The following is a 15,771-nucleotide window of genomic DNA, read 5'->3' on the forward strand; positions in this document are numbered from 1 at the left end:
CGTTTTTCGATTCAACGAGTTCCCATGAAAAAATCATTCCCCCGCAGTGCCATCAGCACGGCTTCCCTGAGCTTGCTCGCCCTCGGCTGTTCACTGGCCCAGGCGCAAACCGCCACGCCCAGCCTGAAAGAAATCACTGTCACCGGCAACCCGCTGGGCACGGCCGACTTGATCGCGCCGGCCACGCAGTATTCGGGCACGGCCTTGCTGCTGCGCTCCAAAACCACGCTGGGTGAAACGCTGGACGGCACACCCGGCGTCAGCAGCACTTACTTCGGCCCCAACGCCAGCCGGCCCGTCATCCGCGGGCTGGACGGCGACCGCATCCGTATTCTGGCCAACGGCGGCGGTTCGCTGGATGCGTCCAGCCTCAGCTACGACCATTCGGTCACCAGCGATCCGCTGAGCACAGAACGCATCGAGGTGTTGCGCGGCCCGGGGGCCTTGCTGTACGGCGGCAGTGCCGTGGGTGGTGTGGTCAACGTCATCGACAACCGCATTCCGCGCGAAGCGCAGTTCGACGAGAAGGGCGGCATCAGCGGCAAGATCGATATCAACGCTGCCAGCGGCAATGCAGAGCGCGGCAAGGCCGTCTTGCTGGAGGCTGGCAACAATCGCTACAGCCTGCACGTGGATGCGTTTGACCGCCAGACCGGCGACGTGAAGGCGCCGGTGGACCTGGCTTGCACCAAGGGCGGTGTCACGAGCACGGCGCGGCGCATCTGCAATTCGGCCAGCGACGTCAGCGGCGGGGCGGTGGGTGGCTCGGTGTTTTTTGACCACGGTTATCTGGGCGCCTCGGTCAACACCTACCGCAGCACCTATGGCACGGTGGCCGAAGACAATGTGACGATAGGCATGAAGTCGGACCGTTACGCCATCGAAGGCGAAGTGCGCAACCTGAACGGGCCGCTGCAAAGCATCAAGGGCCAATACAGCCAGACCGATTACCGCCACACCGAGTTTGAAGGCGCGAATCCCGGCACGGTGTTCAAGAACCAGGGCAGTGATTTCAGGCTGGAAGCGCGCCACGCCAAAATCGGCAAACTCGACGGGGTGCTGGGTTTTCAGACCGAGTCCAACCGTTTTTCCGCCGACGGCGCGGAGGCTTTTGCGCCGCACAGCAAAACCTCGCAGTCGGCCGTGTTTGCATACGAAGAACTCGGCACAAGCTGGGGCAAACTGAGCGCGGGCGGGCGCCTGGAGTCGGTCAAGGTCGAATCCCTGGGCAACCCGCTGGTGCCGCGTTTCACCCCGGCGACCAAAGACTTCAAACCCGGCAGTTACGCGCTGGGTGCCTTGTGGAATGCCGCGCCGAACTGGCAGCTCACCAGCAACATCGCGTACACCGAACGTGCGCCCAAGGACTACGAACTGTTTGCCAACGGCCCGCATATCGCGACGGCTGCTTATGAAGTCGGCAATGCCAATCTGGGCAAGGAACAATCCGGCAACCTGGATGTGGGCGCGGCCTGGAAGTCGGGCGGGCATAGCTTCAAGGTCAACACCTATGTCAGCCACTTTAAAAACTACATTGCGCTGAACCAGGCACCAGGTGTCACGCGCAATGCCGAAGACGGCGCGGTCAACCCGGTGGAAGATGCCGGCAACCCGGGTTTCACCGCCTCGGGCGCCGAGTTCAAGCCGCTGGCGCAGTTCCAGTACGAGCAAGTGCGTGCGCGGTTTACCGGCATCGAGGCCAGCGGCAACATCCGGTTGCGTGAGGGTGCTTCGACGCTGGACCTGGCGCTGCGCGGCGACCTGGTGCGCGCCACCAACCTCAGCAACGGCCTGCCGCTGCCACGGATTGCGCCGTGGCGCGTGGGTGCGTCGCTGCTGTGGGCCAGCGGCCCCTGGGGTGCGAATGTAGGTTTCGACCACCTGGCCGCGCAAACCCGTGTGCCAACGCCGCCCGTGGGCGAAACCGGGGCCTACACCTTGTGGAACACCGCTGCCACCTACCGCGTCAAGGCTGGCGCCGCGACGCTGCAGTGGTATGCCCGGCTGGACAACATCACCAACAAACTGGCCTACAGCGCCACGTCGGTGCTGACCAGCACGGCGTTTCCGAAAGCGCCTTTGCCGGGGCGGAGTTTGAAAGTGGGTTTGCAGGTTGGTTTCTAGGGACTGGTGGCTGCGGCATCACGCTGCTGCAGTGGCTTGCCTTGGGCAGTAGGACGGACTCCCCACTCCCACCCCTAACCCCTCCCTCGCCCCGCTGGGCGATGGAGGGGGACTTCATTTGGCTATGTGTGCTGCAAACGCGTGCATGAATGGCAGCCGTTTGTGTTTCGACATGACGTGCTACGCGCGTCATATCTCCCCCGAATTGGTATTTGCGTTTTTCTCCACCCCCTTCTGGCTGCGACTAGGAGCGGAGGGCCAGTCGGATCAGGGCGAGCGATTGTCTGAGCCGAAGGCGAGTTCGAGCTCGACCCCGGCTGGACCGAGCACCGCAGCTTGCCCGTAGCGCAGCGAAGGGACGCAGACAGCGGGGTCGCCTTTCTTTTCCTTAGGTTTCTTTGGCGAGACAAAGAAAAGTAAGTCGCCCGCCGGGGCGAGACCCGGCTTGCCCGAAGCACCAACAAAAGTCCACGCTGGCAGCGGCGCAAGCCAGCAGACCCATCCAGGCCGCAGCTAAGATCACCCAATGAATTCCCCCGTTGTCGCCTCCCTGTTCCCCGTGGTTCTCCTGATTGCTATTGGTTTTATAGCTGGCCGCGCAGGCTGGATAAGGGCTGGGGCCACAAAAGATCTTGCAAATCTGGTTTTTTTGCTGCTCACGCCGGCGCTGTTGTTTCGCACCATGAGCAAGGTGCATATCGAGCAACTCGACTTCAAGCCGGTGGCCGCCTACTTTCTGGCTGCCTTCATTTTGTTTGGCGGGACCCTGCTGGTGCAGGGTTTCAACCGCCGCGCGGCCGTGCTGGCGCTGGCCGCCACGTTTTCCAACACGGTGATGATTGGCATTGCCCTGATTGGACTGATGTACGGCCCGACGGGCCTGATCACCTTGCTGACCTTGGTGTCTGTGCATTCGCTGGTGCTGTTGACCAGCGCCACGGTGGTGCTGGAACTCGCGGTGGCGCGCGAGCAGAGTCAGCAGCCGGGCGCGAGCCAGGACCGGGCGGCCATGCACCGACGTTCCGTGCTGACAGTGCTGGCGGCTTTCAAAAATGCCGTGCTGCACCCGGTGCCGCTGCCCATCATTTGCGGCCTGCTGTTTGCGCAGACCTCGCTGGAGATTCCTGTGCTGATCGACAAGCCGCTGGAGCTGCTGGCCAACGCTTTTGGGCCGCTGGCGCTGGTATTGGTTGGCGTGATGCTGGCCAGCACGCCGGTGGGCAAACACTGGCGCCAGGCACTGGCGCTGGCCAGCCTTAAAAACCTCGCTCATCCCTTGCTGGTGTGGTTGTTGTGCCGCGTGTTGGGTGTCGGCGGCGTGCCCATGATGGTGATGATTGTGGCCGCCGCCTTGCCGATTGGCGCGAATGTGTTTTTGTTTTCACAGCGTTACGACGTCGCGGAGGAACTGACGACGGCCAGCGTGGCGGTGTCCACGGTGCTGGCGCTGCTGACCTTGACCTTGGTGGTCTTGCTGGTGCCCCGGCTGGGCTAACCCGAACGGAGATTTTTATGCAATTTTTGCAATCACTTCCCATTTCCGCGCAGGCCATCGGTTTGCTGCTCTTGTCCAACGTCTTCATGACGTTTGCCTGGTATGGCCACCTGAAAAACCTGGCTACCTCGCCCTGGTACATCGCGGCGCTGATCAGTTGGGGCATTGCCTTGTTCGAATATTTGCTGCAGGTGCCGGGCAACCGCATCGGTTTCACGATGTACAACGTCGGGCAACTCAAGATCATGCAGGAGGTCATCACGCTGGTGGTGTTTGTGCCTTTTGCGGTGTTTTACCTGGACCAGCCGCTGAAACTCGATTACCTGTGGGCGGCGCTGTGCATGGTGGGTGCGGTTTACTTCATTTTTCGCAGTAGCTGAAATACCCGATCAAATTTCCGACGGGCCGCCCCCCCAAAAAAAGTGGCAGCTACGTACACGAAGTGACCAGCATGGGGGCACAGTGCGCCGCGCCGGGCCGCCCCAAGCTAGCACAGTCCCTTTTTTCGGTGCAAGGGGCAGCGCAGTACACGAAGTGACAAGCGTGGGGGCTATTTATCTCGGCGGTTAAACTCGGGGGAGTAACAATTTAGTCCTATCCCCCGACATACACCCCCCAGGAGTTGAACATGCTGTTTGGCAAATTGCTGCCGCGCGAAGGCAATTTTTTCGAGTTATTTAACCAGCATGCGGATCGCATCGTGGAGGCGGCCCATGCGTTTTCCAATCTGGTCGTCCATTACAACGACGTTGAAAAACGCGAGGCTTACAACCGCGAGGTTGACAACGCCGAACGTGCGGCGGACCGTATCACCCACGAGGTGAACCGCATGTTGCACAAGACGTTCATCACGCCGATTGACCGCGAGCAGATCCATTCGCTGATCAACACCATGGACGATGTGGCCGACCTGATCCAGGATTCCGCCGAAACCATGGCGCTCTACGACGTTCGCCACATGACCGACGATATTGTTCGGCTGACCGACCTCAGCGTCAAATGCTGCGAGCGCCTGAAAGACGCGGTGGCACTGATCGACAAGCTCAGCGACGCGGCCACGGCCGAGGCGGCGCTCAAGACTTGCGAAGAAATCGACAAGCTGGAGTCTGACGCCGACCGCGTCATGCGTTCGGCGATGAGCAAGTTGTTTCGCGAAGAGCCCGATGTGCGTGAAGTGATCAAGCTCAAGGCGGTGTACGAACTGCTGGAAACCATCACCGACAAGTGCGAGGATGTGGCGAATCTGATCGAGGGCATCGTCCTCGAAAATTCCTGATCATTCGGGGCGCGCATGCAAACCGTACAAACTGCCCTGTGGGTTGTGGCATTGCTGGTGTTCCTGGCCATTGCTTTTGACTTCATGAATGGCTTTCACGACGCGGCCAACTCGATTGCCACCGTCGTGTCCACCGGCGTACTCAAACCCGGCCAGGCCGTGTTGTTCGCGGCTTTCTTCAACTTTGTTGCCATCTTCATTTTTCACCTGAGCGTTGCCGCCACGGTGGGCAAGGGCATTGTGCAGCCGGGGGTGGTGGACACCCACGTGGTGTTCGGCGCGCTGATTGGCGCCATTACCTGGAACCTGGTGACCTGGTATTACGGCATTCCGAGCAGCTCGTCGCACGCCCTCATAGGCGGTATTGTCGGCGCGGTGATGGCCAAATCGGGCGCGGGTTCGCTGGTGTCGGCCGGCATCCTGAAAACCGTGGCCTTCATCTTTGTTTCACCCCTGCTGGGTTTTTTGCTGGGTTCGATCATGATGGTGGTGGTCGCCTGGGTTTGCCGGCGTGCCACACCGTCCAAGGTGGACCGGTGGTTCCGGCGCCTGCAGCTGGTGTCGGCTGGTGCCTACAGCCTGGGCCACGGCGGCAACGATGCGCAAAAAACCATAGGCATCATCTGGATGCTGCTGATCGCCACGGGTTATGCCTCGGCCAGCGACAGCTCGCCACCGACCTGGGCGATTGTCAGCTGTTATGTGGCGATTGCCGCAGGCACCATGTTTGGCGGCTGGCGCATCGTGAAAACCATGGGCCAGAAAATCACCAAGCTCAAACCCGTGGGCGGTTTCTGCGCGGAAACCGGCGGCGCCTTGACCCTGTTCCTGGCCACGGCCCTGGGTATCCCGGTCTCGACCACACACACCATCACCGGCGCCATCGTGGGTGTGGGCTCCACCCAGCGTGCTTCTGCCGTGCGTTGGGGTGTGGCTGGCAACATCGTCTGGGCCTGGATCTTCACGATTCCGGCCTCGGCGTTTGTCGCAGCCATCGCGTATTGGGTCAGCCTGCAGCTTTTTTAATCAAGCTGGCCGTCCTCCATAAAAAAGAGCCCCGCGGGGCTCTTTTTTTATTGGCTGATTTTCCTGGCTTCTTCGATCTGGTACTCGTAGTAGCGCTGAAAGCTGAAGACGATGCTGGACATCAGGGCCACGGTGCCGAACAGCAAGGACAGCACGATGGCGCCCATGGTCAGCCAGTTGGTCCTGCCTGCAACGGCATCCGGCGCCGCTGACGGGTTGTGTTGCGCATTCCATTTTTCAGGCGCCATCAGGCCGTAATAAATCGCCGTCAAGGCCGTGCCAGCGAGGGTGAAGCCCAGCAGCGGAATCAGCATCCAGGCCACATGGTCATCCTGGCCATACTGCTGCACCCGCTGGACACCCCACCAGCCCAGCGCCGCCGCCAGCGGGTGCAGCCAGGCGAACAGGTCTTTCCAGCCGTAGAGGTAGACACGATGGAGGCCGAGTTGGCCGACTACAAACGCCAGCCAGGTGGCCAGCGTCTTATTTTTGTTTTTTTTCATGGATACAGTGAGCACAGTCATGGAGGGGAGGAAGAGGTGGACGGCGTGGCGTCCGGGGGCGGCAAGGTGTCGCCGGCACCCAGCGTTTTTTGCATGATCACAATATCACGCCAGGCACCCATTTTCCACCCGCAAGACTCGACAACGCCGACTTGCGTGAAACCCAGTGCACGGTGCAGGCCGACCGAGCCGGCGTTGGCCGAATCACCAATGACCGCCATGATCTTGCGTATGCCAGCGGATTCGCAGCGTGCCAGCAACTCGCTCAGCAGCGCGCGGCCCAGGCCTTTGCCCTGCTGGTCGGGCGCCAGGTAAATCGAATCTTCCACCGAATAGCGGTAAGCCGGCCGGGGTTTGAACCAGTTGCCATAGGCAAACCCGACCACCACGCCTTGGTCCTCGGCCACGAGGTAGGGCAGGCCTTTGGACAAGACGTCGGCGCGGCGTGTGCCCATGTCGGCCACGCTGGGCGGCTCGGTTTCAAAGGTGCCGGTGCTGTGCAACACGTGGTGCGCATAAATCGCGGTGATGGCAGGCAGGTCGTCGTCGCGGCAAGGTCGAATCAGGGTCATGGCAATGGTTAAAAAGGAGGGGTTGGAAAGTCGTTGTGAGGAAAATCTCGGGCCGCGGGTTATAATCTGCGGCTTTGCAGCATTTCGCTGGCCGGGTGCCATGTCGTGTGTCTCAAGCGCTGCAGGAACATTTTGGGGTGATTTTTTTCACCTCACCACCCGAAGGATAAATCATGGTCGTCATCCGACTCTCGCGCGGCGGTTCTAAACACCGTCCCTTTTTCAATATTGTTGTGGCTGACAAACGCGTTCGCCGCGATGGCCGTTTCATCGAACGCATCGGTTTTTACAACCCGATCGCTAAAGGTGGCGAAGAGGGTCTGCGCATTGAGCAGGACCGTCTGACCCATTGGCTCGGCGTTGGCGCACAGCCATCCCCGACCGTGGAACGCCTGGTCAAGCAGGGCGCTGCCGCTGCTCCTAAAGCCGCCTGAGCGTAGAGGTTTAAATGCTGCCTGGCCTTGAGCCGTCCGGTTTACCGGACGATGCGGTTGAAGTTGGGCGCATTCTTGATGCCTGGGGCGTCAAGGGCTGGGTCAAGGTCCTGGCCCACAGCGCCTCCTCCGAGGCGCTTTTTTCTTCCGGCCGCTGGTATCTCCAGCCGCCCGATGCCAAAAACCGGCCCGGCTTTGATGCCTTTGCCGGCACGGTGATTTTGGGTGTTACCGAATCCAAAACTCATTCTGATACCGTTGTTGCCAAATTTGAGGGCATCGATGACCGTACGCCGGCCGAGGCTTTGCGTGGTGCGCGCATTTTTGTGCCGCGCAGCAGCTTTCCGAAAGCCGGCAAAGACGAGTATTACTGGGTCGACCTGTTGGGCCTGAACGTGCTCAATCGCGAAGGTGTGGCCCTGGGCTGCGTACGCGACCTGATGGCCACCGGCCCGCATTCGGTGCTGTGTGTCGAGTACACCGAAGAAGGTCAGACCCTGGAGCGCATGATCCCCTTCGTGGCAGCCTATGTGGATGCCGTCGATCTGTCAGGCAAGACCATCACGGTGGACTGGCAGCCTGACTACTAGAGCCCCCACGCTTGTCGCTTCGCGTACTGCGCTGCCCCCCGTGGGGGTGCTGCGCCTGCGGCCCGGCTAAGCCGGTTCCGCGGCCCTTGCTGGGTCAAGTCCTCCAGCACTTCGCACGTCGTTTCATGGAGCAAAATAGCCCTCATGCGTTTTGACGTCATCACCCTGTTTCCCGAGCTGTTCGCGCCGTTTTTGACAAGCGGCGTGACGCGTCGCGCCTACGAATCCGGCCTGGTCGAGGTCAAACTCTGGAATCCGCGCGATGTTGCCGATGGCAGTTATCGTCGCGTGGACGACCGTCCCTTCGGCGGCGGCCCCGGCATGGTGATGATGGCCGAGCCGCTGGCCCGTTGCCTGGAAAAAATTCGTGTTGAACGCGCCGAGTCTCCCGACCAGCAGGCCCCAGTGGTCCTGTTTTCGCCGATTGGCCGGGCGCTGGACCACAGCGGGGTGGAAGCTTGGTCGGCCAGCAGCGGCGCGGTGCTGATTTGCGGCCGTTACGAAGGCTTGGACCAGCGTTTTATCGACACCTATGTGGACCAGCAAATCAGCCTGGGTGACTTTGTGTTGTCGGGTGGTGAAATCGCGGCCATGGCCTTGCTGGACGCGGTGGCGCGGCTGCAGCCGGGCGTGCTCAATGACGAAGGCAGCCACCAGTTCGACAGTTTCAACCCGGCCCTGGATGGCCTGCTCGATTGCCCGCATTACACGCGGCCCGAGACCTGGCGTGACCAAACCGTGCCGGACAAACTCCTGTCGGGCAACCACAGCCACATCGAACGCTGGCGCCGCGAGCAGCGGCTGGCGCTGACCCAGCGCCATCGCCCGGAACTGGTGCAAAAAGCGCGAACCGCCGGCCATTTGAGCGTCAGCGATGAGGTTTTTCTGGCTGATTTGGTCGAAAACCCCGAGCAAGACGCGTAAGTTGCCTCGTGGCATGTCCAGAAATTCGGGTTTTCGGGATGAAGTGCTAGGCGCACGGAGTGCAGCAACCGGAATGTACTTGGGTACGTGAGGATTGCGAGCACCGCGCAACGACGCAATTCGCCCGAAAAATGGATTTATGGAAGTGCCATATAATCAAAGGCTTTTCGGTCCTCTGGCGGCCACTGCAACCATCTTGACCATCAACGATGTGTCCATGGATTTGCGGTCTTTAGTGCAGCGCGTGTATGAACGAAAAATAGCGAGATGGAATTTTTATGAATCTGATCGAAACTCTTGAGTTGGAAGAAATTGCCCGCTTGAACAAGACTCTCCCCGTGTACGCCCCTGGCGACACCGTGATTGTCAGCGTCAATGTGGTTGAAGGTACACGCAAGCGTGTGCAGGCCTTTGAAGGTGTTGTGATTGCCAAGCGCAACCGCGGTCTGAACTCCAGCTTCATCGTGCGCAAAATCTCCAATGGCGAAGGCGTCGAGCGGACCTTCCAGGTCTACAGCCCGCTGATCGCCAAGATCGAAGTCAAACGCCGTGGTGACGTGCGTCGCGCCAAGTTGTACTACCTGCGCGAGCGCAGCGGCAAGTCGGCACGTATCAAGGAAAAACTGGGCGCCAAAGCTGCATAAAAGCGGCTCAGCCCTCGAAAAGCCGCTCTCAGGAGCGGCTTTTTTTTGCCTGTTACGCTTTGCTTTGTATGACGTTCACCAAGCCTTTGCCCAAATTCGACCCGCGCAGCATTCCGGTGATTGGTGTGGATACACATTTGTCGGGTGTGCCGGAAGAGGCGCTGACGCCGCAGGCCTTGCGCCAGCGTTTCCGGCACCCGCCGTTCTGGACGCCGGAGCACAGCGTCGAGAAAAAGTTTTCCAACCGCGAGCCGGCGCTGGCAGCCGTGTTGTTGCCGCTGGTCATGCGCGACGAACTGACCTTGCTGCTGACCGAACGGGCCGGCCACATGACGACCCACGCCGGCCAGGTCGCGTTGCCCGGCGGCAAGACCGACGAGACCGACCACGATGCCGTGGACACGGCCTTGCGCGAGGCGCATGAGGAAATCGGCTTGAGTCGCGAACATGTGGAAGTGCTGGGCATTCTCCCGACCTACGTCACAGGCACCGCCTTCATCATCACGCCGGTGGTCGCGCTGGTGCAGCCCGGCTTTGTGCTGCAGCCCAACCCGGCAGAGGTGGCCGATATTTTTGAGGTGCCTCTGCGTTACCTGATGAACCCGGCGCACCACCAGCGCCACGTATTTGAATTTGACGGCGTGCAGCGCGAGTGGCTGTCCATGCCTTACACCGGGGCGGCCGACAGCAGCGACAGCAAGGAACGTTACATCTGGGGCGCTACCGCTGGCATGCTGCGCAACCTCTATCGATTTCTGAGCGCCTGAGTATCAATAGGGCACAGAATAGGGCACGGGCAGAGACTGTCTTTTCAAGCAGGGGCCGCGGGACTGGCTTCGCCAGACCGCAGGCGCAGCGGCCCCCTCGGGGGGCAGGGAGCGACACGCAGTGCGCGACCGTGGGGGCAGTATCATTGCGCATGAGTTTTTTTGCCGTTTTGCTCGCCCTCATCATTGAACAGGCCAGGCCGCTGGCCCGTGGCAATGTCATCCATGCCAGTTTGCGCCGCTGGGTGCGCTGGGCCAGCCGCAGCCTGGACGCCGGCCAGCCGCAGCACGGCTGGTTGGCCTGGACCATGGCCGTGCTGGTGCCGGCAGTGCTCACACTGACGATTCACTGGTTGCTGTGGAGCGTGAATGTGGTGCTGGCCCTGGCCTGGAGCGTGGCCGTGCTTTATGTCACCCTGGGTTTTCGCCAGTTCAGCCACTACTTCACCGACATACGCGATGCGCTGGACGACGGCGACGAGGACAGCGCACGCGAGCTGCTGGCGCAGTGGCGCCAGGTCGATGCCAGCGAGTTGCCGCGCAGCGAAATTGTCCGGCACGTGATCGAGTATTCGGTGCTGGCCGCGCACCGCCATGTGTTTGGCGTGTTGGCCTGGTTTTCGGTGCTGGCCGCGCTGGGCCTGGGACCGACCGGCGCGGTCTTGTACCGCCTGAGCGAGTTTGTGTCCCGTTATTGGGCCTACAAAAGCAAATCGACCGGCGAGGGCGCCAGCCCGGCCCTGCAACATGCTGCGACGCAAGCCTGGCAGGTGATCGACTATGTGCCCGCCCGGCTGACCTCGCTGGGTTTTGCGGTGGTGGGTAGTTTTGAAGATGCAATCGACGGCTGGCGCAATTACGCGCAACGTCTGCCGGCCGATGCGGGCAACCGCAACGACGGCGTGATCCTGGCCGCGACCTCGGGCGCGGTCAATGTGCGGCTGGGCGGCGAGGCCTTGAAGGCCACGTATGCGACCGATGCCGCCCAGGGTTTTCAGGCCAACGGTGATGCCAGTCCCGTCGCCACCGAAAGCACCCCCGGCCGCGAGCCCGAAGTGGCCCACCTGCGCAGCATCGTGGGCTTGGTCTGGCGCTCCGTGGTGCTCTGGATGGTGTTGCTGGCCTTGCTGACCCTGGCGCGCCTGCTGGGCTGAGCGCGCCTTCCGCCTGCTGACCATGTCCTCGTTCTGGAGTCCCTCGGTTCGGGCGCTGGTGCCTTACACCCCGGGCGAGCAACCCGCCATCGCTGGCCTGATCAAGCTCAATACCAACGAAAATCCTTATCCGCCTTCGCCCCGGGTCATAGACGCCATCACGGCGGCGGCGCAGGACGGTTTGCAGTTGTATCCCGATCCGCAGGCCAGGGCCTTCCGGCAGGCGGTGGCGAGCCATCACGGCCTGGATGTCGGCCAGGTGTTTGCAGGCAACGGCTCGGACGAAGTGCTGGCGCATGCCTTTTTCGCATTTTTCCGCCAGGACTTGCCCCTCCTGATGCCGGACATCAGCTACAGCTTTTACAAGGTTTACTGCGGGCTGTACGGCATAACAGCCACGCTGGTCCCGCTGGATGCGGCCATGGGCATCAATGTGACGCAGTACCAGGCGGCCTGCGGCGGTGTGGTGATGGCGAACCCGAATGCACCCACCGGCAGCGGTTTGCCGTTGGCGCAGATCGAGTTGTTGCTGCAGCAGCAACCGGACCGGGTGGTGTTGGTGGACGAAGCTTATGTGGATTTTGGCGGCGAGAGCGCCATCGGCCTGATTCAGCGTTACCCGAATCTGCTGGTGGTCCAGACCTTGTCCAAATCACGTTCGCTGGCGGGTTTGCGTGTGGGTTTTGCCGCCGGCCAGCGCCACTTGATCGAAGCGCTGGAGCGAGTCAAAGACAGCTTCAACTCCTACCCGCTGGACCGGCTGGCGCTGGCCGGTGCGGTGGCGGCTTACGAGGACAAGGCTTATTTTGAAACCACGTGTGCGGCCGTGATCCAGAGCCGCGAGTTGTTGCGCCAGCAGTTGCAGGGCCTGGGTTTTGATGTTTTGCCTTCGCAGACCAATTTCCTGATGGTGCGCCATCCCGGGCACGACGCGGCTAACCTCGCCGCTGGTCTGCGTGCGCAACGTATTTTGGTGCGCCATTTCAAGCTGCCGCGTATCGAGCAACACCTGCGCATCAGCATAGGCACGCCGACGCAATGTTCGGCCCTGGTGGATGCCTGCCGCAGTCTGCTGGGCGGCTAGTCTTTGTCAGTAGCGCCGCTCTTGCGACAGCTCGGCAAATAAGTCGCTATACAAACGATAGCGACTTGCGCTGATAGAACCTGGGCCAGAGGCTGATTTTGCTTGTGAAATCACGCCGCAGCCGGGTTCGTGCAGATGGGTGCAGTTGTAGAACTTGCAGTCCTGTGCATGGGCTTTGAGATCCGGCATGTAGTTGGCCAGGTGCATGGGGTCGATGTGGTGCAGGCCAAATTCCTGGAAACCCGGCGAATCGATCAGCGCAGTGGTTCGCTCGGCGTCTATCCAGTAGAGCGTGGTGCTGGTGGTCGTGTGTTTGCCTGAATTTAGCGCCTGCGATATTTCGGCTGTCAGCACCTGAGCGTCGGGCACCAGCAGGTTGGTCAAGCTGCTTTTCCCGGCGCCCGAGGGGCCGAGCACCAATGTTTTTTTGCCGCGCAAGAGCGCCTGCAGTTGCTGGTATTGCGCGTCGTTGGCCACCGGCGTGTCAGTTTTGGGCTTGATGGCCAGCGGCAAGACCTGGTAACCCATGGCCCGGTAGGGCGCCAGCTTGGTCCAGGCGCGACCAAAGGGTTCGGCCAGGTCGCTTTTGTTCAGCGCAATGATGGGCGTGATACGTTCGGCTTCGGCCGCAATCAGCGCCCGTGTCAGCTGGGTTTCCGAAAACTCGGGCTCGGCGGCAATCAGGATCAGCACCTGGTCCAAATTGGCCGCAAAGGACTTGGTGCGCATCTCGTCCTGCCGGTAAAACAGGTTGCTGCGCGGCTCGACTTTTTCAACCGTGCCTTCGTCCTGCGAGGGCAACCACTGGATGCGGTCACCGACCACAACCTGGCTTTTTTTACCGCGGGGGTGGCAGATGATACGTTCGCCGCTGGGTGTTTCCACCAGGCAATGCCGGCCAAAACCGGCGACCACCAGGCCGGGCAAGGTCCCGGCGGATGAAACAGTGGTCAAGTGAGCAAGGCGTCGACTTTGGACGCGCAGAAAAAGTCACTGACCGAAATACCGTTCACGTCGTGCGTGTTGAAACGCACCGTGCATTTGCCATAACTCAGGGCCAGGTCCGGGTGGTGGTCCTCGGCATTGGCGATAAACGCCACGGCATTGGCGAAACCCACGGTTTCGTGAAAGTTTTTGAAGGTATAGGTTTTTTCCAGCGAACCGTCGATCAGCCGCCAGCCCAGGGCTTGCTCGCCGTTGAGCTGGCTCAGCTGGGTGACGATTTCGGTGGCGCTCAAGGCGCGCCGGTTCTGGTGGATGGGGTTGCTCATGCGGAGGCTCCGGTGGGGGCACCCATGCGGGCCAGTCTTTCGGAGGCCGGTGGGTGCGAATAATAAAATTTCACAAACACCGGGTCGGGCGTCAGCGTGCTGGCATTGTCCTGGTAGAGCTTGAGCAGGGCGCTTTGCAAGTCCTTGCCATCGGTCTGCGCCACGGCATAGGCATCGGCCTCGAACTCGTGTTTGCGCGAGAACTGGGCAAACAGCGGCGAGATGAAAAAGCTGAAGACCGGCACCACCAGCAGGAACAGCAGCAGGGCCAGCGCGTCATTGCTGCCTTGCAGGTTGGGCCGCACGCCCAGGCCGGTGAAAAACCAGACCTGTGTGGACAGCCAACCCAGCAGCGCGAAGCCTGCCAGGCTCATGGCAAACATCGACACTATGCGTTTGATGATGTGTTTGTGTTTGAAGTGGCCCAGCTCATGCGCCAGCACGGCATCCACCTCGGCCGGATTCAGCTGCTTGAGCAGGGTGTCGTAAAACACCACACGTTTGGACGCGCCAAAGCCGGTGAAATAGGCATTGGCATGGGCCGAGCGTTTGCTGCCGTCCATCACGAACAGGCCCTTGGCGGCAAAGCCGCAGCGCTGCATCAGCGCCGTGACGCGTGCCTTGAGGGTTTCGTCTTCCAGCGGCTGGAATTTGTTGAACAGCGGCGCAATCACCGTGGGATACAACACCAGGATCAGCAGGTTGAACACCATCCAGGTACCCCAGGCCCAGAGCCACCACCAGCTACCGGTGCTGCCCATGATCCAGAGAATCAGCGCCACAATCGGCAGGCCGATCAACACGCCGACCAAGGTGGATTTCAGCAGGTCCGTCAGCCACAACTTGAAAGTCATTTTGTTAAAGCCAAAACGCTCTTCGATGCGGAAGGTGCTGTACAGCGTGAAGGGCAAATCCAGCAGGCCGCTGATCAAACCAAACGCGGCGAGCAGGGCCAGTTGCGGCACCAGGCTGCCGTAGCGGTCCAGGCCGCTGCCGGCCAGTGCCTGGTTCAGCGTGTCGATACCGCCCAGCAAGGTCCAACCCAGCAGCAAGGCGGTGCCGTAAGCCAGTTCCAGCAGACCGAAGCGGGCCTTGGTGACGGTGTAGTCGGCAGCTTTCTGGTGCGAGTCCAGAGAAATCGTGGCGGCGAAGGCGGCCGGCACTTCGTTGCGGTGCTGCGCCACGTGACGGATCTGGCGCGACGCAAGATAAAACTTCAGCACCACGCCCAGCACCAGCGCGGCACAGAAGACGAGGGTGAAAACCAGAGAATAGTCGTTCATCTTGGGAAGTTTAGGCGATCAGCGAGAATCGCAAGATGTCTGACCTTGAAACCACACTCAAAAAATCCGACCAGAACCTGATCTGGCTCGACTGCGAAATGACCGGCCTGGACCCGGAAAAAGAACGCCTGCTGGAAATCGCCCTGGTTGTGACCGGCCCCCAGCTCACGCCGCGTATCGAAGGCCCGGTGCTGGTGATTCATCAATCGGATGAGTTGCTGGACAAGATGGACAACTGGAACAAGGGAACACATGGCCGCAGCGGTTTGATCGACAAGGTCAAGGCCAGTTCGGTGACCGAAGAAGATGCGGAAAAGCAGATGCTGGCCTTCATGGCCAAATACGTGCCCAAAGGCGTGACCCCGATGTGTGGCAACACCATCAGCCAGGACCGGCGTTTCCTGGTGAAATACATGCCCAAGCTGGAGGCGTATTTTCACTACCGCAATGTCGATGTCAGCACCTTCAAGGAGCTGGCCAAACGCTGGCGCCCCGAGGTGTACAGCGCTTTCAAGAAGCGGCAAAGCCATACGGCGCTGGCCGACGTACACGAGTCGATTGACGAGCTGGAACACTACCGCACCCACTTTCTTAAGTGATTTTGGCCTCTAGCCCTTGACCTGC

18 protein-coding genes are annotated in these 15,771 nt (G+C 60.8%); 13 read left to right on the forward strand and 5 right to left on the reverse strand.

All coding sequences use genetic code 11. The features are described from left to right. Positions 1–24: 24 nt before the first annotated feature. From R6254_RS10065 to R6254_RS10085, 5 genes are all read left to right on the forward strand, one after another. The gene (locus R6254_RS10065) at positions 25–2,124 is read left to right on the forward strand and encodes a TonB-dependent receptor (RefSeq protein ID WP_318406479.1); all 2,100 of its coding nucleotides are present in this window, start codon (positions 25–27) and stop codon (positions 2,122–2,124) included. 526 nt (positions 2,125–2,650) lie between these two features. After that, positions 2,651–3,619, forward strand: a complete 969-nt coding sequence (locus R6254_RS10070; RefSeq protein WP_318406480.1) for an AEC family transporter — start codon at positions 2,651–2,653, stop codon at positions 3,617–3,619. Between the two features lie 17 nt (positions 3,620–3,636). Next, positions 3,637–3,999, forward strand: coding sequence for a DMT family protein (locus R6254_RS10075; RefSeq protein ID WP_318406481.1), 363 nt, complete (start codon positions 3,637–3,639; stop codon positions 3,997–3,999). Between the two features lie 248 nt (positions 4,000–4,247). Then, positions 4,248–4,895, forward strand: coding sequence for a DUF47 domain-containing protein (locus tag R6254_RS10080; protein WP_318406482.1), 648 nt, complete (start codon positions 4,248–4,250; stop codon positions 4,893–4,895). A gap of 15 nt (positions 4,896–4,910) precedes the next feature. Further along, a complete protein-coding gene (locus tag R6254_RS10085; RefSeq protein ID WP_318406484.1) occupies positions 4,911–5,921 on the forward strand; it encodes an inorganic phosphate transporter in 1,011 nt (336 codons plus the stop codon). 47 nt (positions 5,922–5,968) lie between these two features. Here the strand turns inward: R6254_RS10085 and R6254_RS10090 are convergent, their stop codons facing one another. Together R6254_RS10090 and R6254_RS10095 are read right to left on the reverse strand one after the other, a co-directional pair. Beyond that, positions 5,969–6,424, reverse strand: coding sequence for a hypothetical protein (locus tag R6254_RS10090; protein WP_318406486.1), 456 nt, complete (start codon positions 6,422–6,424; stop codon positions 5,969–5,971). A 17-nt stretch (positions 6,425–6,441) separates the two neighbouring features. Then, positions 6,442–6,996 carry a GNAT family N-acetyltransferase gene (locus R6254_RS10095; RefSeq protein WP_318406488.1) on the reverse strand — a complete coding sequence of 185 codons (555 nt, stop codon included), beginning with the start codon at positions 6,994–6,996 and terminating at the stop codon, positions 6,442–6,444. Positions 6,997–7,169: 173 nt separating this feature from the next. Between R6254_RS10095 and rpsP the strand changes: the two genes are divergently transcribed. The 7 genes from rpsP to hisC all read left to right on the forward strand — a co-directional run bounded on the left by rpsP (position 7,170) and on the right by hisC (position 12,593). Then, a complete protein-coding gene (rpsP, locus tag R6254_RS10100; RefSeq protein WP_318406489.1) occupies positions 7,170–7,430 on the forward strand; it encodes a 30S ribosomal protein S16 in 261 nt (86 codons plus the stop codon). Between the two features lie 14 nt (positions 7,431–7,444). After that, positions 7,445–8,020: a ribosome maturation factor RimM gene (gene rimM, locus R6254_RS10105; RefSeq protein WP_318406491.1), complete on the forward strand. Its 576-nt coding sequence runs from the start codon at positions 7,445–7,447 to the stop codon at positions 8,018–8,020. 144 nt (positions 8,021–8,164) lie between these two features. After that, positions 8,165–8,944 (forward strand): tRNA (guanosine(37)-N1)-methyltransferase TrmD, encoded by a 780-nt coding sequence (gene trmD, locus R6254_RS10110; protein ID WP_318406492.1) that lies wholly within the window; start codon positions 8,165–8,167, stop codon positions 8,942–8,944. Positions 8,945–9,222: 278 nt separating this feature from the next. Continuing rightward, positions 9,223–9,588, forward strand: coding sequence for a 50S ribosomal protein L19 (gene rplS, locus R6254_RS10115; RefSeq protein WP_318406493.1), 366 nt, complete (start codon positions 9,223–9,225; stop codon positions 9,586–9,588). A 68-nt stretch (positions 9,589–9,656) separates the two neighbouring features. Next, positions 9,657–10,355: a CoA pyrophosphatase gene (locus tag R6254_RS10120; protein ID WP_318406495.1), complete on the forward strand. Its 699-nt coding sequence runs from the start codon at positions 9,657–9,659 to the stop codon at positions 10,353–10,355. 152 nt (positions 10,356–10,507) lie between these two features. Beyond that, entirely contained in the window at positions 10,508–11,509 is a 1,002-nt protein-coding gene (locus R6254_RS10125) for a CobD/CbiB family protein (protein WP_318406496.1), read from the forward strand. Between the two features lie 22 nt (positions 11,510–11,531). Then, positions 11,532–12,593 (forward strand): histidinol-phosphate transaminase, encoded by a 1,062-nt coding sequence (gene hisC / locus R6254_RS10130; RefSeq protein ID WP_318406497.1) that lies wholly within the window; start codon positions 11,532–11,534, stop codon positions 12,591–12,593. Between the two features lie 6 nt (positions 12,594–12,599). Here hisC and rsgA read toward each other — a convergent pair whose 3' ends face one another. From rsgA to R6254_RS10145, 3 genes are read right to left on the reverse strand one after another with little or no spacing between them, the layout of a single operon-like run. Beyond that, on the reverse strand, positions 12,600–13,547 hold the full coding sequence (gene rsgA, locus R6254_RS10135; RefSeq protein WP_318406498.1) for a ribosome small subunit-dependent GTPase A: 948 nt from the start codon (positions 13,545–13,547) through the stop codon (positions 12,600–12,602). Beyond that, the gene (locus R6254_RS10140; protein ID WP_318406499.1) at positions 13,544–13,864 is read right to left on the reverse strand and encodes a 4a-hydroxytetrahydrobiopterin dehydratase; all 321 of its coding nucleotides are present in this window, start codon (positions 13,862–13,864) and stop codon (positions 13,544–13,546) included. The genes rsgA and R6254_RS10140 overlap by 4 nt, the downstream gene beginning before the upstream one ends. Further along, the gene (locus tag R6254_RS10145; RefSeq protein WP_318406500.1) at positions 13,861–15,147 is read right to left on the reverse strand and encodes a M48 family metallopeptidase; all 1,287 of its coding nucleotides are present in this window, start codon (positions 15,145–15,147) and stop codon (positions 13,861–13,863) included. Before R6254_RS10145 ends, R6254_RS10140 begins: the two co-directional genes overlap by 4 nt. Positions 15,148–15,182: 35 nt before the next feature. Here R6254_RS10145 and orn point away from each other — a divergent pair, with 35 nt between their 5' ends. Next, positions 15,183–15,746 (forward strand): oligoribonuclease, encoded by a 564-nt coding sequence (orn, locus tag R6254_RS10150; protein WP_318406502.1) that lies wholly within the window; start codon positions 15,183–15,185, stop codon positions 15,744–15,746. The last annotated feature ends 25 nt before the right edge of the window (positions 15,747–15,771 follow it).

The organism is Polaromonas potterensis, from assembly GCF_033446725.1.
GTDB lineage: Bacteria > Pseudomonadota > Gammaproteobacteria > Burkholderiales > Burkholderiaceae_C > Polaromonas.